The 22,862-nt window shown below is 60.9% G+C and carries 20 protein-coding genes; 4 read left to right on the forward strand and 16 right to left on the reverse strand.

Annotation, left to right across the window (positions count from 1 at the left end; genetic code table 11):
• Nucleotides 1-3 precede the first annotated feature (3 nt).
• From CH251_RS24710 to CH251_RS24780, 15 genes are all read right to left on the reverse strand, one after another.
• The gene (locus CH251_RS24710; RefSeq protein ID WP_015586133.1) at nt 4-942 is read right to left on the reverse strand and encodes a transketolase family protein; all 939 of its coding nucleotides are present in this window, start codon (nt 940-942) and stop codon (nt 4-6) included.
• Between the two features lie 6 nt (nt 943-948).
• Nucleotides 949-1,863, reverse strand: coding sequence for a 4Fe-4S domain-containing protein (locus tag CH251_RS24715; RefSeq protein ID WP_080730063.1), 915 nt, complete (start codon nt 1,861-1,863; stop codon nt 949-951).
• Nucleotides 1,864-1,876: 13 nt separating this feature from the next.
• A complete protein-coding gene (locus tag CH251_RS24720; protein ID WP_015586131.1) occupies nt 1,877-3,076 on the reverse strand; it encodes a cytochrome P450 in 1,200 nt (399 codons plus the stop codon).
• 95 nt (nt 3,077-3,171) lie between these two features.
• A complete protein-coding gene (locus tag CH251_RS24725) occupies nt 3,172-4,023 on the reverse strand; it encodes a cyclopropane-fatty-acyl-phospholipid synthase family protein (RefSeq protein WP_032365004.1) in 852 nt (283 codons plus the stop codon).
• Between the two features lie 39 nt (nt 4,024-4,062).
• Nucleotides 4,063-4,914, reverse strand: coding sequence for a cyclopropane-fatty-acyl-phospholipid synthase family protein (locus CH251_RS24730; RefSeq protein WP_015586129.1), 852 nt, complete (start codon nt 4,912-4,914; stop codon nt 4,063-4,065).
• A 610-nt stretch (nt 4,915-5,524) separates the two neighbouring features.
• Nucleotides 5,525-6,571: a helix-turn-helix domain-containing protein gene (locus tag CH251_RS28320; protein ID WP_080730062.1), complete on the reverse strand. Its 1,047-nt coding sequence runs from the start codon at nt 6,569-6,571 to the stop codon at nt 5,525-5,527.
• A 136-nt stretch (nt 6,572-6,707) separates the two neighbouring features.
• The gene (argJ, locus tag CH251_RS24740; RefSeq protein WP_306430905.1) at nt 6,708-7,919 is read right to left on the reverse strand and encodes a bifunctional glutamate N-acetyltransferase/amino-acid acetyltransferase ArgJ; all 1,212 of its coding nucleotides are present in this window, start codon (nt 7,917-7,919) and stop codon (nt 6,708-6,710) included.
• The gene (locus CH251_RS24745) at nt 7,901-9,367 is read right to left on the reverse strand and encodes a class I adenylate-forming enzyme family protein (protein WP_032365002.1); all 1,467 of its coding nucleotides are present in this window, start codon (nt 9,365-9,367) and stop codon (nt 7,901-7,903) included. The genes argJ and CH251_RS24745 overlap by 19 nt, the downstream gene beginning before the upstream one ends.
• Entirely contained in the window at nt 9,360-10,103 is a 744-nt protein-coding gene (locus CH251_RS24750) for a TauD/TfdA family dioxygenase (RefSeq protein WP_015586125.1), read from the reverse strand. The genes CH251_RS24745 and CH251_RS24750 overlap by 8 nt, the downstream gene beginning before the upstream one ends.
• Complete coding sequence (locus tag CH251_RS24755) at nt 10,100-11,155, reverse strand: asparagine synthase C-terminal domain-containing protein (protein WP_033188359.1); 1,056 nt, start codon at nt 11,153-11,155, stop codon at nt 10,100-10,102. Before CH251_RS24755 ends, CH251_RS24750 begins: the two co-directional genes overlap by 4 nt.
• 101 nt (nt 11,156-11,256) lie before the next feature.
• Nucleotides 11,257-12,081 (reverse strand): enoyl-CoA hydratase/isomerase family protein, encoded by an 825-nt coding sequence (locus CH251_RS24760; protein WP_052047791.1) that lies wholly within the window; start codon nt 12,079-12,081, stop codon nt 11,257-11,259.
• Nucleotides 12,078-12,656, reverse strand: coding sequence for a formyltransferase family protein (locus CH251_RS24765; protein WP_032364999.1), 579 nt, complete (start codon nt 12,654-12,656; stop codon nt 12,078-12,080). Before CH251_RS24765 ends, CH251_RS24760 begins: the two co-directional genes overlap by 4 nt.
• Entirely contained in the window at nt 12,653-13,840 is a 1,188-nt protein-coding gene (locus CH251_RS24770) for an argininosuccinate synthase (RefSeq protein ID WP_015586121.1), read from the reverse strand. Before CH251_RS24770 ends, CH251_RS24765 begins: the two co-directional genes overlap by 4 nt.
• Nucleotides 13,837-15,354 carry an argininosuccinate lyase gene (gene argH, locus CH251_RS24775; protein WP_052047792.1) on the reverse strand — a complete coding sequence of 506 codons (1,518 nt, stop codon included), beginning with the start codon at nt 15,352-15,354 and terminating at the stop codon, nt 13,837-13,839. Before argH ends, CH251_RS24770 begins: the two co-directional genes overlap by 4 nt.
• Before the next feature lie 204 nt (nt 15,355-15,558).
• On the reverse strand, nt 15,559-16,182 hold the full coding sequence (locus CH251_RS24780; protein ID WP_032364998.1) for a LysE family translocator: 624 nt from the start codon (nt 16,180-16,182) through the stop codon (nt 15,559-15,561).
• Between the two features lie 75 nt (nt 16,183-16,257).
• Between CH251_RS24780 and CH251_RS24785 the strand changes: the two genes are divergently transcribed.
• Entirely contained in the window at nt 16,258-17,220 is a 963-nt protein-coding gene (locus tag CH251_RS24785) for a LysR family transcriptional regulator ArgP (protein WP_015586118.1), read from the forward strand.
• Between the two features lie 322 nt (nt 17,221-17,542).
• Here the strand turns inward: CH251_RS24785 and CH251_RS24790 are convergent, their stop codons facing one another.
• The gene (locus CH251_RS24790) at nt 17,543-18,181 is read right to left on the reverse strand and encodes a TetR/AcrR family transcriptional regulator (RefSeq protein ID WP_015586117.1); all 639 of its coding nucleotides are present in this window, start codon (nt 18,179-18,181) and stop codon (nt 17,543-17,545) included.
• A gap of 98 nt (nt 18,182-18,279) precedes the next feature.
• Between CH251_RS24790 and CH251_RS24795 the strand changes: the two genes are divergently transcribed.
• From CH251_RS24795 to CH251_RS24805, 3 genes are all read left to right on the forward strand, one after another.
• On the forward strand, nt 18,280-20,481 hold the full coding sequence (locus CH251_RS24795; RefSeq protein ID WP_052069823.1) for an MMPL family transporter: 2,202 nt from the start codon (nt 18,280-18,282) through the stop codon (nt 20,479-20,481).
• A gap of 55 nt (nt 20,482-20,536) precedes the next feature.
• Nucleotides 20,537-21,619 (forward strand): alpha/beta hydrolase, encoded by a 1,083-nt coding sequence (locus CH251_RS24800; protein WP_015586115.1) that lies wholly within the window; start codon nt 20,537-20,539, stop codon nt 21,617-21,619.
• Between the two features lie 271 nt (nt 21,620-21,890).
• Nucleotides 21,891-22,862: a ScbA/BarX family gamma-butyrolactone biosynthesis protein gene (locus CH251_RS24805; RefSeq protein ID WP_015586114.1), complete on the forward strand. Its 972-nt coding sequence runs from the start codon at nt 21,891-21,893 to the stop codon at nt 22,860-22,862.

Raw genomic sequence — 22,862 nt, forward strand, 5'->3', positions numbered from 1 at the left:
TGCTCAGCCGAGGAAGGAATTGATCGAATTACTCAGGGAACGGGCGTCAAGTCCGTGAATGTGGTCGTGGTCGTCGGGGGTTCCGTAGTGGCGATCTTCCATCTCACGTCGAACGCCCAGGGAGAGCAGCCGATGGGGATGGCTGACGAGACTGGACGAGACTTGGTGCGCCGAGGTGCCTGCCAGATAGGGCTCGACCAACACGACGTTCGGACGGTTCACGGCTTGCACCGCGGCACACAGGCCCGTGGCGTCGAAGGGGCGAATCGTCGCCGCGTAGAGGATGGTTACGTCGAGCATGGAGGTTGCCGACAGCACCGCATCTAAACAGGGCCCGACTGCGAGGACGACTCCGCGGGTGCCGTACTTGATAGGTGTGAACGATGTCCCTCGGACCGCATGGGGGTAACGGTTGACCTGACTCGACAGCCGTAGGTAGACCCGTCCATCGCCTGGTAGCGATTCGAGGAGAAGATCGGCGGCCTCCTGTGGATGGCCTGGCACGTGAACTGTCCAGTTGGGCATCGAATCGATGACGGTGATATCGCCCGGGGTGAAATGGGAGAAGGCGAACTCCGACAAGTCGTAGGAGGCTCCCCAACTGACCAGGACTGCGCCGACATCTTGCTGGGCGAAGTTCAGCTTTATTTGTTCAAGAGGCCGCTCGACGAGAAAGGCGGCGACTGTGTGTACCACGGGTCGCATGCCACACATGGCGAGCCCGCCGGCTACCCCCATCATCAGCTGTTCCCTGATCCCTACGTTGATCACGCGGTTGGGATCTGCGATCGCGGCCGCTTTGAAGAGGTGGGCTCCGATGTCGGCCAGCACAACTACGGCGCGGGGGTCTGTTTCCAATGCACCAGACATGGTCGTTCCGAATGCGGTCCACATGTCAGTGTGGTTGAAGGACTTTGGTTCTTGCGTGTCTGCGGAATTCATGGCGATTCATCTCTGCTGAATGGACGAACGGGCCGATTGCCGAGTCACGGTGGCGACCACCGCGAGCGGTCTGTCGTTGTGATCTCGATTCAGTGCCGCAGCGATCTCCTCATGGTCAGCACCGTTGATGTTGATTGTGTCCCAACCCTCACCGTCGAACCGTTTATCGATTCCATGCGGCCAACCCATACTTGCCGTGCCGTTGTCCAGGACGATGACCGTCAGTTGGTTCAAGCGCGCGCGTCCTGCAAAAGCCATCGCCTCGTGGTTGCTGCCCTCATCGAACTCTCCATCGCCGATGAGCACGAAGACTCTCGGTGCGTGACGATTTTGTATACGGAGTCCCATCGCGACGCCCACTGCGAGCGGCAAGCCATGGCCGAGCGAGCCACCCGACATTTCTACACCCGAGATTTTGGTTCGATCCGGCGCGAAGCCGAGTGGTGAGTTCTTTGTCGCCCAGGTATCGAGGAGCTCTGGTCGGAGGAACCCTTTGGCCGCAAGTACCGCGTAGTAGGCCATCGGGCCGTGACCTTTGGACAGCAAGAAGCGGTCCCTGTCGTCGTCGTCGGGGCTCTCGGGGGATACGTTGAGGATTTCGTCGTAGAGTACCCACAGCACGTCCATCGTCGATGAGGATGAGAACGAGTGCCTTTCGTCTCCCCGCATACGGGAGATCAGAGCAGGCAGATCGTCATAGCTGAATTCGGTTGGCTCTTGTCGCATCGCATTCTCTTCGAAGCGGATAGCAGTAGCTGGGCAGGAACGTGCAGCCGCGCGTACCAGCGAATGGTTGTCTGGGGAAGGTTTGTCCACGAGCAATGTGACTGTGCCGTCGTTACTCTGCTCGAAGACCTCGGGCGCGACGAGCACGCACTGACCGGAGCCGAAACACCTCCGCTCGTTCACGACGACTTTCATGACCGCTCGCTTCTCACCACGTCAGCTGTAGTTCTTCGAGGCCGAGAACAATGCTGGCGGAGCGGAGCCGAACGTCGTGCGAGGGTGAGAGGGCTAGGTCGGGAAAGCGCCTCAGTACCGCCGGCACGGCCGTGCGCAGGGTCATCCGAGCGAGTGAATGCCCAAGACAGAAATGGACGCCATGCCCGAAGGCGAGGTGACCGGCTACTCCCCTGGTGATATCGAGGTCGTCGGGTCTGTCCGTCAGATTGCTGTCGCGATTAGCGGCCAATAGGGACGGGATGACGAAAGATCCTGCCGGAATGGTCACCCCGGCGATTTGCACCTCGGTTACTGCCATGCGCGGTGGCTGCGAATGGGCGACCGACAACCACCGCAATAATTCCTCAATTCCGGAATTGACGCAGTTCGGGTCCTCGATCATCATGGCGGCTTGTTCCGGGTGATGCAAAAGGGCCAGTACACTGAGGCCGATCATGCTTGCTGTGGTCTCGTGTCCACCGAGCATGATCAGACTGATGATGCTGATAAGTTCGTCGGTGCTGAGGTTGTCGCCAATCTTGCGCGCCAGAATTCCCAACAAGTCGTCACCGGGTTGTTCCTGCGCACGGGTAACCAGGGTGGCCATGTATCGACGGTCTTCTCGCTGGGCAACCGCTCGTTGTTCTGCAGATGCCGACAGATCCAGGAGGCGTGCTGTTCGATCTCGCAATTCGTCGCGATCGGCATAGGGCACTCCCAACAGCTCACACAGTACGAGCAAAGAGACTGGTAGCGCGTAACGGTCCATAAGGTCGGCGGGTTGCCCGGCTTGCTCGAGACCATCCAATGCACTGTCCACTATCTCTGCGATGCGCGGCTGCAGGCGACTGAGCCGGTGCACTGAGAACTCCGCAGCAAGGATATGACGCAAGCGGGTGTGGTCGGGGGGATCGAGTCCGATGAGGTTACCGGCGCGCATGGCGGCTAGTTCATCTTCAATCACATCGCCGCCGCTGGGTATTGCGAACATTGGCGTGTGGGCGTTGCTGAACCGGTTTGAGTCTGCGAAGATTCGCCGGACGTCTTCGTAACGGCAGACGAGAAAAGCCGGGGCCCCGTAGAGTTCTCCTACTGGGATAACACCGTCGCGGTCACGGACCTGGGCGAGCTCTTCGGTCGGGTTCAGGCCGTTGCGTCGCATTTCTAAAGGTAAATCAGCCGTTCCGGCCATACCGGAATCCCTTCGATTGTTTGTAGAAGGACGAAGTGGCGCGCCGATGCCGAGGATCGCTGGCGCGTGGATAACTCGGATATCTCAGGCCACCGCTACAGACGCTCGCACGCGATAACCAAGTAGTCGATGCTGCGTTCGCGGAAGCCCTGGAGGAATGGTTCCTCGACACCTGTGCGCAACGCTGCCTGGTTGCGCAGGTCCCAGTACGGGATGGCTTCGTCGGTGTATCGCTGAACGTGATACGGCACCAGACCATTTGCTGCCAGAGTTTGGAAATAAGTACTGCGGGTGTGCATAGCGCACTGATATTCTTCGTCGATCAACCGTGATGCCTCGGAACGCTCAGCAACTACGTCGTTGCGGCACCAGGTGACTGCGACATAGCGGCCGCCGGGGCGCAGCAACCGGGCGAACTCGGTGAACGCCTCCCCTAGGTCGACACACATCGTGGTTTCGTTGGAGACGATGTAATCGAAGGTGTTGTCCTCGAAGGGGGCCTGAACCATGTTTGCGAAGTGGAATTGCACACGGTCCGAGCTCCCGCGTTCACGGGCCAACTTCTCTGCGAACTCGACATGGTGAGCGCAGTAGTTCACCCCGTCTACCCGGCAGCCGAATCGATCAGCGATTGTGAAGGTCGTTCCGCCTCGCCCCGATCCCGCGTCCATGACACGAGAGCTCGGTGAGACCTCCCCTAATGCATCGACGATAAGGTTGATTTCCAGCGACTCCATCCGGTGAAGTTCGCGCAGGATCAGTGACTCCCGCAGCTCCGCAGGTGCAGCGAGTACAGAGTGATCGTAGTCACCGATTCCGTAGTGGTGGTGGTACAAGCCGTCTTCAGTGCCCAGCAGCAGGTTGATATCGTCGGATTTTTTGGCATCCCAGTAGCGGCGCTGCTGTACGTCATGCTGGCCGAGGACTGCCACGTCGAGGTTCGGCATTTCAGGCTCCTTCAAGTTTGTGGTTTCCGGGTGGATGTCTCAGATGCGTTCGGCCGCAATCACTAGGTAGTTCAGTGAACCGTCGCTGTAGCCGCTGAGGAACGCATCCTCAACGCCGGTGCGGAGTTTGCTGTTGTTGCGTAGCTCCCAGTACGGCATAGCTTCGTGTGTGTACTGAGCCACGCGGTACGGAATCAGGCCGTTTGCCGCGAAGGCCTTGAAGTAAGTGCTTCGGCGGTGCATTCGGCATACGTAATGTTCATCGATCTGCCTTGTCGCGTCCGAGCGTGGGTCGACTGCGTCGTTGCGGCACCAGGTGGTCATTACGTAGCGACCGCCCCGTCGCAGTAGGCGGGAGAACTCGGCCATTGCTTCGTACGCGTCGGCGTACATCGTCGTCTCGTTTGAGACCACGAAATCGAAAGTGTGATCAGGAAATGGTGCCTGCAGCATGTTCCCGAGGTGGAATTGAACGCGGCTATCCCAACCGCGTTTGCGTGCGATCTGCTCGGCGAACGCGACGTGATGTTCGCAAAAATTGACGCCGTCGATTCGGCTCTCCGTCGCTCCAGCGAGACGAAAAGATGTTCCCCCGCGACCTGACCCGGCATCCATGCCGCGAGAGTTGGGCGGCAAAGGACCGAGGGCGTCGAGGATCAGTCCGACTTGATCATTCTCCATTCGATGCAACTCTCGCAAAATCGCGTTCTCTCGCTCCTCACCTACGGAATCCAGAATAGAGCGGTCGAAATCGCCAATCGCGTAGTGATGGTGGTAAAGATCATCATCAGCGCCCAGTAGGAGATTGATGTCATCGGTTGTTTTAGCGTCCCAGTGAGCTTTCAACTCACGTTCATAGCTATCGCGCGCATATTGATCTGCCGAGATCATCACAGTCTCCTTCTTCGGTTCTCCCCATCATTTCTGTATCTCAAGTCGACATGTCGAATGAACCATTGCGACCTGCAAGGTCGGCGACTTGATGATGTCTTCGACGCTACTTATCGAAATTAATTGCGGAAATACCTCCACAGCTCTTCGTCGCGAAGCGACAAAACTTTGGCACCGTGCGACAAGTGGGGTCGAAGTCCCCTACGGGGTCCAGTGCAGGTAGGCACCCATCTGCGCCGGCCGTGAGGAGACCATGGAAGCCGCAACCGGCCAACGATCAAGTCCTCGGAGTCGGGCCCTCCAAAGTCGACAACGACTACAGCCACGTCTACCGCGAGAACCCGCAGATCAATCGTCTTATGCCGTGAAGGCGATGCCCCGATCGGCGCGAGTGCGCGCGGACGTGACGGAGTTGCGTGGTAGCTACCGTGGACGGATAGCCGGACCGTCACTACCTCGAGCAAGGTCAAGAATTTTGTCTTGATGAATCCGTCACCCGGTCGTGTACTTGTTGCCCAGCGAGTTCGATCACGTCGACGCGGCGCGCCGGTACGAGAACCTTCGTTCCGGTCTTGACCACTCGGAATTGATCGGTGGATGTGTTCTCGAATTAGCTGGGTTCCGCGTAAAACCTTCTGAATTCCGAAGGCGAGCAACCCTTCAACTCGCGAAATAGCCGAGAAAGTCTCGACTGGTCACTAAGCCCCCACCGCGCACTGATGTCGCCTATCGGTATCTGTTGTAAGCTTGGGTCGATCAAATCGGCAGCGCACCTTTCAATGCGCTCATATGCTATATAAGCGGACAGAGTTCGCTCCTCTCGCTCGAAAGCGCGATGCAGCTGACGAACCGATACATGTAGTTTGCGCGCGAGTAGGTCGGGATTGAGCGTGGGATCAGAAAGATTCTTCTCGATCATCAAGCGCGCCGTCGCTACGAGGCCGGATTGCTGGTCAGGCGGTGCGTGGCCATGGGGCGGGTGCATTCCTTCCCACGCCAGTAATCGAACGGCTGAGATGACATTATGAGCCGTGAACGTGTTCAGCATTCCAATTTCTCTCGAAGTAGAATGTAAAGTATCTGAGAGTATTTTCCCCGTACCTTCAGCGTTTGGCACAACGCGAAGACCTCGACCCGAGGCGGCGTCGAAGTCTTCTCTTGAGCCCACCCTCTGCCGTAACGTGACTACCGCTAAACAGCTGGCACGGGTTACAGTCATTGTATAACTGTAATCGCTATAGTATAGGCCAATGCCTCCACTCTTCAGCGATATTTGGACGCCGTTCTGCGACAGAATTACTTCGCCCGATAAGACGTATTGAATCCTCACGGAGAATCGTGGATCGGCTTCGAGATCAACCTGTCGACGAGTAATTTCTCCTGGTCCGCACCGAATCGACGCTAAGCTGTCCCCATCGACTATTCGCGCAGTGAGTCGTGTCATACACTGTCGTTCAGGCGCGTGACACGCGGTTCCGTACACGGTGTACAGCTCGTGACTACGCTCTTCGCTAGATGCGTGGTCGGAAGTTTTGATCAGAGTTGTGGCATTGCGGTCGTTATGGGCATTGTCTCGGAACCTTTTTGAAGGTTCTCTATCGGTTGCAGCCATTTTCGCCCCCCGGCGCGAATCGTGTTCGGTCTTTAATTTGCTCATGTCCAGAGTCCGGCAGAACCGGCAACATCAACGGCCACAGGCGACGTGCTGTAACGGCTTCGACAGGTCGAGGCGTCGAGGCCGGATGCCCACTCCACGTTACTGCGGCCTGTTGGTGAAGTGATTGGAGTGATCTCTATGTGGTGTAGTCCGCGTTTATTCGAATGTATTCATCGGTGAGGTCGCAACCGAACACTCTCCAGGTGTCGGTGCCGATTCCGAGGTCTACGTTGATCTCGACGGTGGCAGTTGCAAGGTGTTCACGAACCACCTCGACGGTGTCGTGCTGGTCGAGTGACGAGCTCGGATACACATCGATGTCCGCGAATGCGACTCGGATTCTGTCGGGTTCTATGTCCACCTCGTTGCTACATTTTCCGATAGCCATGAGAACTCGACCCCAGTTGGGGTCTTCACCGTGGATCATCGTCTTGACCAAGGGAGAGTTGATGATCGACTTCCCGACCACGCGCGCTTGGCGCTCGCTCGATGCACCCGAGACCGTAGTGACGATCAGCTTGGTCGCACCTTCGCCGTCGCTGGCAATCATTTTCACCAGATCCGTGCACACTTCCTCGAGAGCCTGCTCGAACTCGGTATCGGGTACCGGGCCGGCGGCACCATTGGCGAAGACCGCCGCTGTGTCGCTGGTGGAGGTGTCGGTGTCGATCGAGACCGAGTTGTAGGTGCGGTCGACAACGTCACGAAAGATTCGGTTGAGCGTGTCCTGGGGGACGTCGGCGTCGGTGAAGACAAACGACAGCATGGTCGCCATGTCCGGTTCTATCATCCCGACGCCCTTCGCGATTCCAACGATGGTGCTGGTGCCGACGGCTCGTTCGGAGACCTTGGCGCGGGTGTCGGTGGTCATGATCGCTCGGGCCACCGCGTGCGCGTCGAGTGGTGTTCCCTGGCCGAGCCCGTCGAGTCCGGCGCGGATGGTGTCCATCGGATATTGCACTCCGATGACTCCGGTGGAGGCCATTATCAGGGCATCGGGTTCGATTCCTACGGTTCGTGCGACGGATGCGCGTATCTCGCTGGCGTTGCGGAGCCCTTCCGCGCCGGTCGCGACGTTGGCGTTCTTCGCCAACACGAGGACCCCGCGCGGACTGGTCTGCTCGATCGAGGTCTTGCTCAAGGTGACGCAGGGGCCCGCGAACAGTGACTTCGTGAAAACGACCGACGAGGTGCACGGCCTGTCGGAGATGACCATGGAGAAGTCGTCTTTACCTTCGTCTGCCAGTCCTAAATGGGTTGTCCAGCAGTGAAACCCTTGTGGGGACGCGGCGCTCATGTCTGCCCTTTCTGATCCGTGTGATGTCGAACTCAGGACGCTCTGCACCATGCCAGCAATGCGCGCCGGTCGGGCTTGCCGACAGACGTTTTCGGCCAGTCGGACATCAGAGTGATCTTTCCGATGAGACCGCAGCTGTTCATCACTTCGGTGACGCGAAGGTGGATTCGTCCGAGGTCTGCCCCGGTGGGTGCCAGGCGGCACAGTACTGTCGTCGGTGTGTCTGCTCCTGTGGCCGTTGGGGCGAAGACGACGACCTCGTCGACCTCGTCGAGTGCGGTGATCTCGTCGACCAGGACGCCTGCCGAACAGAGTTGACCGTGGTTGTTTGTCCATACGTCATCGATGCGGCCCAGGACGTTGATGGCACCGTTGTCGTGGACCATCACCGCGTCCCCGCTTCGATACCAGCCGTCCGTGAATGCGCTCTGTGTACGGTCCGGGTGTCCCCAGTAGCCTTCGGCTCGGTGCGCTCGGCGGAATTCGGGCTCGCCCACTCGATAGGTATCTGCGTCGATTCCGTGGATGGGGCGCACTCGCATCTCCACCCCGGGTAGGGGCCGCAGTTCGGCCGCGCTCTGCAACTGTGGCCGCAGATCTGCGCACATGATGCCGCACTCGGTGGCCCCGTAGAGCCTGCGTAGGTGGACCCCGCACCGCTGGTGGATCAGTCGCGCAGTGGTCGGCGTCAGGAGAGCCCCGCCCGTCAGTGCGGTGGTCAGGTGTTCACCCATTCGCTCCGATGCCGCCGGTGACGCTGCGATCGCGTCGTAGTGCGAGGGAAGGGCGCTCATATAGGTACCGTTCCAGTCGCAAATCGCTCTCGCGTGGGCAGAGGCCGGGAGACCGGCGTCGAGGTGCACCGTGGGTGCTCCCGAGAGCAAGCCCGCGAGAACGTGAACGTCCATCCCGTGCGCGAAATCGAGGGGGTGGATGTTGATGATCACATCGTCGGCTGTCAGACCGAGCTGCTGGCACCAGTCGGTGCGGTCGGCGAACAGCGATTCCTCGGTCCAGTACACCCATTTCGGCTCACCACTCGATCCGGATGTTTCGAGGATTCTTCCTCGCACGGTGTCGTGCTCGGTCACGTCGCATTGACGCGTTGGGTTGCAGTATCGGAGCTTTCGGGTTGCTGCATCGAACACGGAGGCCAGTTCGGGCAGGTCGGGGTCGATGTCGTGGTCGGTAATGGCGTGCCAGCGGCGGCCCAGTGCGCTCAGTCGGTCCCATGCTGGATGCCGCGTCCGGCTCGCCAGGTGCACGCCGCCGGCGGCCATCGTTCCCAGTAGTGCTGCAACGAAGTCTGCGGCCCCGGGGTGATGATCGACGACGACCACGTCGCCTTCGTCGATCACCGGTGCCAGTGCATCACGCCATGCCATCGCCGCGGCCGACAGCTCCCCGAACGTCGTATGGCGTCGTCCCTGGTGAAGTGCGTCCTGATCCTGTTGGGGCATGCTGTTCAGTGCGGCGAGGAACCCTCGCGCGTCAGACATTGATCTGTCCTCGGAACAAGTGTCTGACGCTGCCCGGTTCGATCGTTGTCCGCCCGTGCAGAACCTGTTCGTTGTCGAGGACGAGAAGATCACCCGGGGCCCAGTCGTGCGAGTAGAAGCTGGTACTGCCCCGCAGGTAGGAGTCGAGCCGTGCGAAGACGGCCCGGCTGTCTTCTTCGGTCGAGCCCGCCAGACGGACCGACCATCCTGCGGGGGTGGTCCGTTCCTCGGTGAACGGGAGTGCCACGTTCAACCGCGTTGTCCCCGTTGCTGATCGCACTGCAGGTGGAATCGACAGCCAGCGGTGCGCGACGTCGGGAAAGTGGGATTGGTCGGTGACGTAGTACTCCCAATCCACGTCGGTCACCGTGCTCAGGTCCGGTGGGAGTGTTGCATCGAGTAGATCCGATTGCAGACAGAGTTCTGTGCGTCCGGATCCTGTGGGCTGATCGACTGCATTGCAATACAGCGCAATGTATTTGGGACAGGTCCCGACAAGTGTGCCGTCGGTGTGCAGAGGCAGGGCACTGCGCCCGGTGACGACGCGGTCCGGTAGCGGGCTTGCGTCGAGATCGAGCAGACCTGCGCTTCCGGTGCCGAACCGATGTGTGGCGAGAGTCCCGAGCCCCTGCACGAAGACCTCGAAGTCGCTTCTGCCGAAGTCGACGTCGCCGACCAGAGCGAATCCATCCCGGGTGGCCACTGCCGCGAGATCTCCGGGATCGGTGGCCGTCACCGCTGCTCACCGCCGACCGCAACATCGTGGTTTCCCAGAGGGACCTCATCGAGGGTCTGTGCCCGGATTTGGGCACAGACGGCAGCCAGTTGTTCTCCGAGCGCGCCGTCCAACCCTGCTGACAAACCCGCCCCTTGGTGGATTGCGACTTTTCTCCCGAACGCAGTCTCACGGGGCAGTTGGTAGGCCGCGAGCTCGCGGAGGTAGTACTTTTCGATGCCGTCGACGGTCTTCAGCTGAGCGGGGACACTCTGTTGAAGGTGCAGTAGAGCAGGACTCCAGTACGGGTGGTACATGCGCGGCCCTGGGGTGAATTGGCCGGTCACCATCATTCCTGATGCGCTGGCGTCGTCGATACGTTCGTTCAGATCGCCGGCGACTGCGCCCATACCGAAATCGCTTCCGGCGTTGAGCAGATCGCTGCCGAGTCCGGTCACGAGGTCGGCACCACATGCTCGCGCCAACTCGAAGGCCACTGTCACCAGCAGATGCACGGTGATGACTTCTGCATCATCGGATTGAGTGTGCTGCATGCACGGGTAGATCGCCGCTGTCGATTCCTGTGCGGTGACGTCGATGACGTCGAGCGGCAGACCGACGTGGCGCGCTGTTCGAGAGGCACCGTCGATTTCGTCACCCCAGGGTGTGCGGAGGGTCAGTGCACGGACGTCGGCACCGGCCCTCCACAAGTAGGAGGCGAGGAGTCCGGAGTCGACACCACCGGAGAGCAGTAAGCGAATGGGACGACCCGACGATGCGATTTCCGTTGCTGCAGTGCGTAATCCATGGTCGAGCCACCCCATGGCCTGTTCGAGCGAACACCCTGGGACACCGCCCGACGGCGACGATCGGGGGACAGCGCGGTGCACCGACAACTCTCCGTCGGCGGAGCAGACCAGAGTCGTCCCGGGGCGAAGTGCCGTGGTGGTTCCTGCGCGGTGACCGACACTCGCGGCGGTCGCCGCGAATTGCGCTCCCACCGCCCATGTCCGTGCATCATCGGTGCGGGAGAGAAAGACTCGGCATTCGCCGTGCAGCGGCGTCGTGATCATGACTGTTCCGTCGTTGCGGTTCAGAACGGGGCCGGTATGTCCGCCAACACGGCGGATGCGGCCGCTGTGCGAAAAGACGACCCACCCATGATCGGTTGGGGTCATGGGTTGTCTCCGACAATTGTGCGCATCTTCTGTTGGGCCGCATCGCCTGCAGCGAACCCCGCTCGGTGGCCGGCTATTGCTGCAATACGGGCTCGTTCCATGTCGAGCAGCAGATCGTGGTTGACGAACGCCTTGGTGCGGGCAAACGGCACCGATTGGTACTCGGCCAGTGCCTGTGCTCGGGTGCATCCTGCAGCGAGCGGGTCACTATGGGCTGCAACGAGTTCATCGAGGAGGCCGTCGGAGAGTGCGGTGGTACCGAGCCATCGATCGCACCCGATGATCATTCGATTCGCCACGGCAGGCCCTACTCGGCGTTGCAGGAGCGGAGCTCCGAGTATGCAGGAGATACCCAACTTGAGCTCGGGCATACGGAGGTCCGACGTCGACGTTCCGATGCGCCAGTCGGCGCACAGTGCCAACTGAAGACCGATGCCGATGCAGTATTTGTCGATGACTGCCACGGTCGGTTTCGAGATCGACAGAACTGCTCGATACATGTCCACGCAGGCGTCGATCCATCGGTTGACCTCGGAGCCTCCCGTGAAGTCCTTGACTTCGTTGAAGTCACCGCCGACACCGAAGGATCGACCGTCTCCCCCGTACAGAACCAGCCCCTCGACATCCGGGGTGTCCCCTAGCTGCCAGACCAACTCGGTGATGCCGCGCATCTTGTCTGTGGAGAACGTGTTGTGTCCTTCACCGTCGAATTCGATGATCGCCAAGGGGCCGTTGCGAACTGCAGTACCGCCATGGGCTTCGGGCGACCTGGGCCGATCGTGGGGCTCGTGGGTGGCGGAGGGTGAGTGCAGTGTTCTCACGCTTCGACCAGCTCCCCACGCTTTCGGCGGTCTGCGTCGAGGGCGCGGCGTGTGTAGAGACGTTGTCCCCATTGTTCGCTGTGATCGGCGCTGATAGCGGTGCCGTTGCATATTGTGGTGACGATTCGATGGAATTGAGCCAGTGCGGCGGCGGCGGTGCGTTCGCTCAAGCTCGTCTCGGATTCGCCTGGGACGATGTCGAATCGGTCGACTGCGATGATCGGACCGCCATCTACCTTCGGGGTGATGATGTGGCAGGTGGCCCCGAATTGCGTCTGGTTGTCGTCGATCGCGTAGCGATATCCGCCGATCCCTCGGTAGTTCGGGGTCGCCGGGTGGAAGTTCACGGCCAGTTCCCGCACTCGATCGAGTGTGGCCTCGGACAGGATGAAGTCCGATTTGAAGGACAGAAGCAGGTCGCACCCGTGCCACTGATCGAACGATCGAGTTACTGGATCGCCGTAGTCCCAGGCAAACCAGTCGACGTCGGCGAATCTGCGGCGGAGAAAGTCGTGGGCGAGTTCGCCCCACCGTGATCCGTCGGAGATGAGCAGAACAGAGCGGGTGTCTTTCATCGAGTGACAACTCCTTCGGTGAGTGGGAGAGCCCAGCAGTACGCGAATCCGGCACCTGCTTCGTGTAGAAAGGTGTCTGCCTCTTCGTAATCGGCCAGAGCCGAGCTGTATCGGCCGTATTTCGGGGACGTCCGGCCGATGCATCGAGCGGAGCCCTTGTACAGCTCGACGGTCACTGTGCCCGTCACGCGGTGAGCCAGACGGGCGCAGTAAGCATCGAGTGCTGCACGCAGATCGGTGAACCAGTAGCCGTAGTAGACCAACTCTGCGTACTGGTCGGCGATGGACCGCTTGTGGTGGAGCGTCTCTCGGTCCAGTACGAGTGCTTCGAGATCGGTTCGTGCAGCGAGAAGAACTGTTGCAGCGGGTGCTTCGTAGATTCCGCGGCTCTTGAATCCGACGATGCGGCTCTCGAGAATTTCGGTACGCCCGATACCGTTCGCGGCCGCTGTGTCCCCGAGTTCGCTGACCAGGTCGATCAGGTCGAGCTTGCGGCCGTCGAGAGCGACGGGGATGCCTGCTTCGAACTCGATCGTGATCGTTGTTGGACGATCCGGTGCCTGCACCGGCGCGGTCGTGATCTGCCATGCATCGGGCGGTGGAGCGTGGTCGATGAGGTCGAGATCCCCGCACTCGATGCTGGTGCCCCAGATATTGGTGTCGATGCTGTACGGCGTCGTCTTGCTGACACCCACATCGATACCGTGACGATCGGCGTAGGCAATTTCGCTACCGCGGGAGGTCATTTCCCAATCGATGACAGGTGCGAGGATGTCGAGCTCGGGAGCCAACGCCCGCACGGAGGTGTAGAACCGGACCTGATCGTTTCCCTTGCCCGTGGCACCGTGAGCGACTGCGGATGCACCGCGTTCGCGAGCGATGCTGACCAGCCGCTCGGCGATCAACGGTCGAGACAACGGTGCAGCCAGAAGATATTTTCCCTCGTATGCAGCGCCGGCGGCGAGAGCCGGGATTGCATAGTCGTGGAGGAACAGGTCTCGGACGTCTTCGACGATAACTTCCGACGCGCCGGCCGCGGTTGCGCGCTTCGAGACGGCCTCGAGGTCCTCGATTTGGCCGAGGTTCGCGCAGTACGCGATGACCTCGGTCTGATAGCGCTCTTTGAGCCAGTGCACGGCAACGGATGTGTCCAATCCGCCGGAATATGCCAGGACGATGCTCATACCCCGACCTCCATCGCGAGTTCGGGCACGCTCACGCCGCCGACGACGGATCGCGCTGCTCGTAGGCATTCCGCCTTCGCCTCCCAGAGGCGGGTTCTGGCTTGCCGGATTTCGGCGAGTCTGTCGGTCACGTCGGCCAGGCCTTGCTCCTGCTGTTCGGAGACCCGCGTCGGTCCGGTGGATCCGGCAGAGATGTAGCTGCGCAGTGTGTGGAGCGGATCGCATATCTGCTTCATGTCGACCTCACTGATGTCGATGTCGTGTTCCTCGCGGAGGAAAGTGGTGGTGAACGCGACGTTGCGCAGGGTGTGACCGGCTGCGAGGGCGGCGTTGACGAGGTCACCGGTGATGCGGTGGGCTGTGCGGAAAGGAACGTCGAACCGAGAGACCAAGATGTTGGCGATCTCTGTCGCGGTCGAGAAGTTGTCCCAGCACAGGGCTCTGCCGCGAGCACCGTCGAACGCGGTGTGCAGGTTCTGGCGTCGGCACAGGCGAATGGTGTCGAGGTACGTATCGAGGGCGCCCCAGTAAACCGGTTTGTCCTCCTGCAGGTCGCAGCTGTACCCGAGACCGACCGACTTCTCCATCACCAGCAGTTGCACCAGCGCACCCACCGCGCGACCGGACTTCCCTCGCGCCAGTTCTGCAACCACCGGATTCTTCTTCTGCGGCATGATCGAGCTACCGGTCGCGAACGAATCGTGCACTTCGGCGAGAGCGTATTCGTTCGAGCTCCAGGTGACGATCTCTTCCTGCATGCGAGATAGATTCACAGCACCGCTGGCAGCTGCGCCCGCTACTTCGACTGTCCAGTCCCTCGTCGACGTCGCATCGAGCGCATTGACCATCGGTGCATCGAACCCGAGAAGCCGGGAGGTGTAATCGCGGTCCAGGGCGAATGTAGTTCCGGCGAGCGCACACGCGCCGAGCGGATTGATGTTGATGCGCTTCCAGGCATCCATCAGTCGGGAGGCATCACGCAGCAAGGCCTGTGCGTGCGCAGCCTTCCAAAATGCTACCGAAATCGGTTGCGCTGCCTGCGAATGCGTGTAGCCGGGTAGAACTGCTTCTCGTTCCGACTCGGGGCACCCGAGCAGATCCTGCACGAACATGAGCAGTTCTTCGCTGGCATCGAGCAGCCACTCGCGGGTGACCATGCGTGCGTCGGTCTGCACCTGATCGTTTCGGGACCGTGCGGTGTGCATGCGGCCGCCGACGGGTCCGATCCGTTCGATGAGCATGAATTCGGTGTTGAGGTGCACATCTTCTTGTCGGACGTCGAGCTGCAATCCACCGTCGGCTCGGCTGCTCTCCATGTCGAGCAGCCCAGCGAGAAGCGCTTTGGTGTCGGGTTCGGTGTTGATTCCCGCGCGACCGAGCATCAGAACATGAGCGATGTTCTGCCACAGGTCGTGTTCGAGCATTCTGCTGTCTACCGATGCTGTCTCTGTGTAGCGAAGTACATCGTCGGTGATATCGGTGGAGAATCTTCCACCCCAGAGCTTTTCGCTCATTGATCGGTACCCCTCTGTGTGCGTGATGGTTCGGTTTCGGTACAGGAAAGTTCGGGTTAGGGCACGGCAAAGCCAAGACCTGGCGGGATTGGACGGCCCGGGGCGCGGACCCGGGCCAAGGCGTCGTTACACAATCAAGTCAGGTCGGGCTCGGGTCGAGTAGTTGAAAGAGCGAAGGGAGAAGGGCTCGGACGGCGGGGGTGTTTACTCGAAGGCCAGCCGGACGCCGAATCCCACCAGAACAACACCCAGTCCACGCTCGAGCCACGCCCCCAAGCGGCCCTTCTCCAAGAACCGGCGAGCGGACGAGGCAAGAAGTGCGTACGAGGACAGACATATCAGCGCCACCACGAACTCGATCGACATGAGCAGCATGGACCAAACGAAAACGTTCCCGTCGCGCGGAATGAACTGCGGCAGCACCGCCAGGTAGAACGCACCCATTTTCGGATTCAACAGGTCCGCGACGAAACCGGTCATGAACGCTCGCGACCACTTCGGCTGGTGCGCGTTGTAAGTCGCGGCATCGACGTCGGTGAAGCTGCCCTTGCGCTGCCAGATACTCTGAATTCCTAGAAACACCAGGTAGGCGGCACCTGCGATACGTACCGCGTCGAATGCCCCGGGGACGCTGGTGAGCAAGGACGCCAACCCCACGGCCGCAGCGATGCCCCAGGCCATCGACCCCGTCGCCGCACCCAAAGCTACGGCGATGCCGTGACGCACACCGCCGGTAAGCGAGTGCTTGACCGCCAACATGACGTCAGGACCTGGGATTATTCCGAAGACGATAGCGACGGGGAGATAGGCCAGAACGGGGTTGTTCACGGCAAGAACGGTACGACCGCTCCAGCATCGATGCACGTTTCCTAAGTATCGCTGATCTAGGTTTAGTATTTGTGGATGTACAACCACGATCAGCTCGCCACACTTGCCGCGATCTGCGATTCAGGGTCGTTCGAGGGAGCTGCAACGGCGTTGCACATCTCGTCTTCTGCAGTCAGCCAACGCATTACCGCGCTCGAACGAGCGTCGGGGGCCGCGCTGCTACAGCGAACCAGGCCGGTACTACCCACCAGAAACGGGCAAGCCCTGCTCCGACTCGCGCGGCAGATCGAAGTCCTCACCGTCGACGCCGACGCTGAGCTACGCGGCGGCTCAACGACAACGAATACTGCTGCACCGCTGCGCTTTTCACTTGCTATCAATGCCGATTCGGTCTCGACGTGGTTCCAACCGGTGATGAAAGCGATAGCCGTCGACCGACGGATACTGCTGGACCTCCACATCGAAGATCAGGACCATACAGACGCTCTACTGCGTCAAGGCGCGGTCATGGCCGCCGTGACGACCTCACGCACCGCAGCACCTGGCTGTACGGTCGAACCGCTCGGAGCCATGGTCTATTGGCCCGCGTGCGCACCCTCACTCATTCGCGACGCCGACTCCGACGGTTGCGATCCCAGCCGCCTCCCGATGCTGCGATTCGACAAAAAGGACGACCTGCAACACGCCTATCTACGCAAGATCAAGGCGCACCGTGAGCCCCCGATCCACTACCTCCCATCGAACCGCGAATTCCTGACTGCAGCTCGACTCGGACTCGGGTGGGGCGTGCTACCGGAAGGACAAATCGCACGCGACCTCGCCGACGGGACACTCGTTCACCTCGACCCCGACCACAACGTCACCATTCCCCTGTATTGGCAACGATGGCACCTGCCATCCGAAACCCTCGACAGAATCACAGGCTGGGTACGCGATGCTGCACATAACGCATTGATCGACACACCCAAAGAACGAAAAACAGCGAACCGTCCCCCAGGTCATGCGGTGACCGGCGCGGCAACACCGGAACCTGCGTGAGTCCGGCGGTCATCGGTCCAGCTGTGACGGCTAATTGCACACCCTGATTGGACCAAAGTTGCGGCGATGCACGCCGGTCGCATGGTCCGCCGCCGGGTGCGCGCCTAAGGTCGCCGATCGCTGACCGAGCATACGACGCGGGGCGTTGAGCCTCGACCGAATGCTCCACCACGCATCGAAGTATCGATCGGCGCGGATCCCATAGTGTACGAAAAGCAGTGATTGCTGGCAGCACAACTGAAAAACGTCAAAACAGCTACTGCTGCAGCTTTTTTCAGACTGGGAGTACGCACGGCCTGCGGCGGCGCGGGTCTCTGTTCCGTCAGGGTGAGGCGAGTGCCTCGGACAGGTAACGAATCAGTGCCGCCTTGAGCTCGGTCACGAGCTGGTCCTTCTTGTTAGTTTTTTCTGCGGCGATGACGGGCATCATTCCGCGGGTGATCTGCAAGGCCACCAGCGCGTGGAGGTCGATGCGTTCGCTGGACAGGGTCGGTGCGAGTGCGGCCAAGGTCTGGGCGACCCTCTGGGAGAGTTCGCTCTGCAATGGTACGACTGCGGTATACAGGGCAGGCTGGGTATCTGCTCGCGAGAACAGTTGCAGGAAAGCCGGATTGGCCGCATTGAAGGCGACCATATTGTCGACGGCCCGGTCGATGAACTGCGGTAGAGATTCCACGAAGCCGTCCGGTCGCGGATCGACCGCGGCCGATTGGGCGTCGGTCAACTCCACGACGTAGCGTTCCGCCAATGCTGCGGCGATGTCTTCCTTGTTTCTGAAGAACTGGTACAGCGAACCCGGTGACATGCCCGATTTGCTGGCGATAGCGTTCGTGGTCGCTGCGTCGAACCCGACTTCTCCGAACAACTCCTCCGCACCGTCGAGGATCGCAGCGATGCGCTTGAGTCCGCGATCCTGACGCTTGGGTGCAGGAGAGGTAGTTGGCGTCGAGGTATTCGGCATGTGAACTCCAGGCTTTCCGGTAGACAAGACGAGCTTTCGCTCGTATTCTCGCAAATCACGAGCAATCGCTCGTATCCACGGTAGCAGGGGGACCCGCGATGCCCACCCGATTCGCCACAACTCGACCCGGCCTCACCCTCGTAGTGGCCGGCGTCCTCTTCCTCGTGCTCGCAGCAGTCGCTGCCGGTGCGATGAATGCACTGTCCCTGAACAGGTTCGAGGCGACCAACGCCCCGTCTGCGGCAGCCGAGGCGCTGCTCAACGACACCTTTCAGACCGGCACACCCAACATCACCATCCTCGTCACCGCGAAGACCGGCGACGTCGACAGCTCGGCCGTCGCCGCGGACGGGTTACGTCTGACCGAGTTCGTCGACACCTTCCCCGGCATCGACGACACATGGTCCTACTGGACCGAAGAGGTTCCGACCCTCGCCGCCGGGGACGGCAGCTCGGCGCTGATCCAGGCGTGGGCACCGGGCGACGCCACCGAAATCCGGCAACAGGTCCTTCCCGCTCTCGACGAGGCACTCAGCCGGTCGGCTACCTCGAACATCGACATCGCTCTCGGCGGCAGCGACGAGGTGTTCCGCTCCGTCGCAGAACAATCCAGGACCGACTTTCTCCGAGCAGAGCTGATCATCGCCCCGCTGGTGATCGCACTGTTGTGGGCCGTCCTACGGCGGCTCCGTCTCGCCGCAGTGGTCTTCGCAACCGGACTGTTCTCCGTCGTCGGCACCCTGGCCATCATGCGCGTGGTGGCAGCCTTCACCGAAGTATCGACCTTCGCGGCGAACATCGCGCTGGTGATGGGCATTGCACTCGGCGTCGATTACGGACTGTTCCTGATCTACCGCTTCCGAGAGGAAGCCCGCCGCACCGCTGACCTGACGTTGGCCGTGCAGCGAGCAGCGCAGGCAGCCGGACGCACCATCATGTTCTCCGGCGCCACCGTCGCCGCGTCACTGGCCGTTCTGCTGGTCTTCCCGTTCCCGTTCCTGGCCTCGTTCGCCTACGCCGGGATAGCCGTCGTCGCCACCGCCGTGCTCGCCGCTACGGTCGTACTCCCGGCCGCATTGGTGCTGCTCGGGCACCGCGCCTTACGGCGCAAGGAACCGGACACCGACGGAAGTACCGTGTGGCGGCGGATCACCGTGGCCACGACCGGCCGACCTGCAGTGTTCGCGATCGCCGGTGTGGTGATCTTGATACTGCTCGGAGCGCCGGTACTAGGCGTTCGGTTCGGCGCACCGGACGATCGCATCCTGCCGCAGTCGGTTCCGGTCCGCGCCCTGTACGACACCATCCGCGACGACTACGCCAGCGAGGATGCAGACGCAATTCTGCTCGTCGCACCGACCATCGCACCGGACGGCCTCGCTCGGTACGCCTCCGATCTCGCAGCACTGCCCCAGGTGCTACGAGTGGACAGCGCACTGGGCACCGTCGAACCCGACAGGGCGCTCACTGCTCCACCGAACGGCGCCGTCCGTTTCACTCCCGACACCGCAGGCAGCTACCTCTCGGTGGTACCGACTCGCGAATCACTGGACGACAGAGCCGGATTCGTCTCCGCGGTACGGTCGGTGGAGCCTCCCGGCCAGGTACTCGTCGGCGGCTCACCCGCGATGCTCGACGACTACACCGACGGCGTCACCGCCCGGCTCCCGCTCGTGGCCGTGCTCATTGCACTGATCACCTTCGCCATTCTGTTCGTGATGACCGGATCGATCATCGCCCCCATCAAAGCCACCATTCTGAATCTGCTGTCACTGACGGTCATGTTCGGTGTCCTGGTGTGGGGTTTTCAGAACGGCAATCTTGCTGGGCTGCTGGGTTTCACCCCTACCGGTGCCATCGAGCCGAGCATCCCCATCCTGATGTTCTGCATCGCCTACGGCCTGTCGATGGACTACGAAGTCTTCCTGCTCTCGCGCATCAAAGAAGAATTCGACCGTACCGGAGACAATCGCCAATCCATCATCGATGGCATCTCACGCTCCGCACCCGTCGTCACCGCAGCAGCTCTCATCCTGGCCGCATCCTTCGCCACCTACGCCACTTCCGGGGTGACCTTCCTTCAGCAACTCGGAATCGGCATGGCACTGGCGGTCCTGATCGACGCCACCGTCATCCGAGCGATCCTCGTCCCCTCCATCATGGCCCTGACCGGCCGCTGGAACTGGTGGGCACCGCGCCCACTGGCACGCCTGCACCAGCTCATCGGCATCACCGATGCTCCACGCGTCGATACACCTGGTACCGAAGTCGACCCTGGAAGACCCAAAACCCCTGTATGAGCACTGCACTCGCACGCTCCCAGCCACCACATCCCCGCCCCGATCGGAGTACCCCATGCTCGACAGCCGCCATCACCCCCTCTCACGGCTCCTCGCCGCGATTGCGATAACCGTCGCGTCGACCGCCATCTTTCTCGGTGGAACGGCCATCGCCTCCGCGCAGCCGACCCGATCGGACGTGATCGACGTACCGGTGTCCTTCACAGTCCGCAACACCAACGACACAGCCGTCCCGTGCACCGCCGACGGCGGAACCTACACCATCCGTGGCCATCTCACCGCTCCCGCAGAGGGTTTCGGCAACGCCATCACCCTCTACGAACACGGCATCGCAGCCGGCGAATGGTACTGGCGTCTTCCAGTCGAGGGATACCACCACACCTACGAAATGGCCGCTCGCGGACAGACCTCACTGACGATCGACAGACTCGGATACGACACGAGCGACGCTCCGGCAGGCGGGGCCATGTGCGTGGGGTCCCAAGCAACGATGGCCCATCAGATCGTCCAAGCGCTGCGTACCGGCACCTATCAATGGGATGCATCCGGAACGGCCCCCACCTTCGGGCACATCACCCTCGCCGGCCAGTCGAACGGCGGGCAGATCGTCCAGATCGAGGCCTACACCTTCGACGACGTCGACGCTCTCGTCGTCATGGACTGGGCCGATCGCGGACTGACACCCGAGGCCTACGTCAGATTCTTCGCCGCCACACCACGCTGCCTCACCGGAGGCTCGGCATCGGAAAACAATCCCGCCGCCAAGGGCTACACCTTTTACGACCAAGGAACCACTGAATTCGTGACAGGAAACTATGCCGATACCGAACAACAAGTAATCGATACAGCAGCGCCCTATCAGAACCAACACCCGTGCGGCGACATGCTTTCACAAGGCCCCGGAATTCTTCTCGACCTGGCCAAAATGTCGAGCATAGACATTCCAGTTCTCGGCCTCTACGGACAGGACGACGCACGCGTGCAATTCGGTGACGAACATATTGCATCGTTCACCGGAACATCGGACAGAAAGGCGATCACGATTCCTCACGCAGGCCATTACATGGGCCACGCACGGAACGCCGCCATCGTCTTCGACTCGCTCGACCAGTGGCTCGACGCCCGACAACCCCACTGACCGCATCAGATCGGCATCAAATAGCTGAACGCACTATTGCGAGCCTGTGCACTTAACCGTGTGCACAGGCTCACAATAGTGCTCGAATTACTGGCGGTATATCTGCGCTCGAACTGAAATTATATTGTTACGGGAATCACTTTCCGAACATTTGGAATTAACGTGAAAAGAATTGACTTATCGAAAACGTGGCGCTGTACTTGAAACCACGTACCGATCGGTGCGTTTCGCACAAAGCAGAAAATCTGCGACCACCTTCCTGGGGGAAGAAATGACTGTCACCACACCACCGTTCGATATCGCCAGTGAACTGACATTCGATCGCACTGTGCCGCGAAGCCTCGTCCACCGCGCAGCTGTCAGCGAGGTCTTCCTCACCGACGCTGCTGCGACGGGCGAGAACCGATTCGTCGTCGCCGCGCAGCTACCGCGAGGGCATGCCCTCTACAGCGACCGACTCGACGACCGGTACGACCCCATGATCCTCGTGGAGGCATGCAGGCAGGCCTCGATCCTGATCAGTCACCAGTTCTACGGAGTACCCAAGGACTGGGCGTTCGTCTTCCGCAAGGCCTCGGTGTCGGTGACCGACCTCGCTGCCCTCCAGGTCGGGGAAACACCGGGCCGGTTGGTCATCCGAGTCGAATTCGAGAAGCGGTTCCACGTCGAGGGGTACCTGACCGGGGCAGTCGGTAGGTACCAGACCGTTCTCGACGGCGTGCCTGTCGGCGAATTCGTCGGATCCCTGAGCTTCATGCCCAAGCAGATGTTCGCCGAGATGCGCGCGGCCGGGCGGGCAGCGAAGAACACCCCCGATCAGCCGTATACCTCTGCCGCCGTTCCGCTTCCGCCTGCACGCGTTGCCCGGCGGGACTCGAAGAACGTCGTCATCGCCTCCACCGGCACCGAACACCCCGACACGACGTACGAGGTCGTCGTCGACAACAACCACCCGTCGCTCTCCGATCACAAGGTCGACCACGTCTCGGGGATGCTCTTGACCGAAGCGTGCAGGCAGGCATCGGTGTGCGCCGTCCTCGACACCCACTCACTGCCGGAATCGTCGGTCGGTTCCCCGGTGCGCTACGACATCCAGTTCCTCGACTTCGCCGAACACGAGCTTCCTGTCTACTGCCGCTTGATCGACACCGCACCCACCGAGTCCGGGACTGGGATCGTCGCATCTTTCGAACTCGTCCAGGGTGACGTCGTCATCGTCCGCTCGCAGGTCGAGGTGGGATGA

Source organism: Rhodococcus sp. 06-462-5 (genome assembly GCF_002258315.1).
GTDB lineage: Bacteria > Actinomycetota > Actinomycetes > Mycobacteriales > Mycobacteriaceae > Rhodococcoides.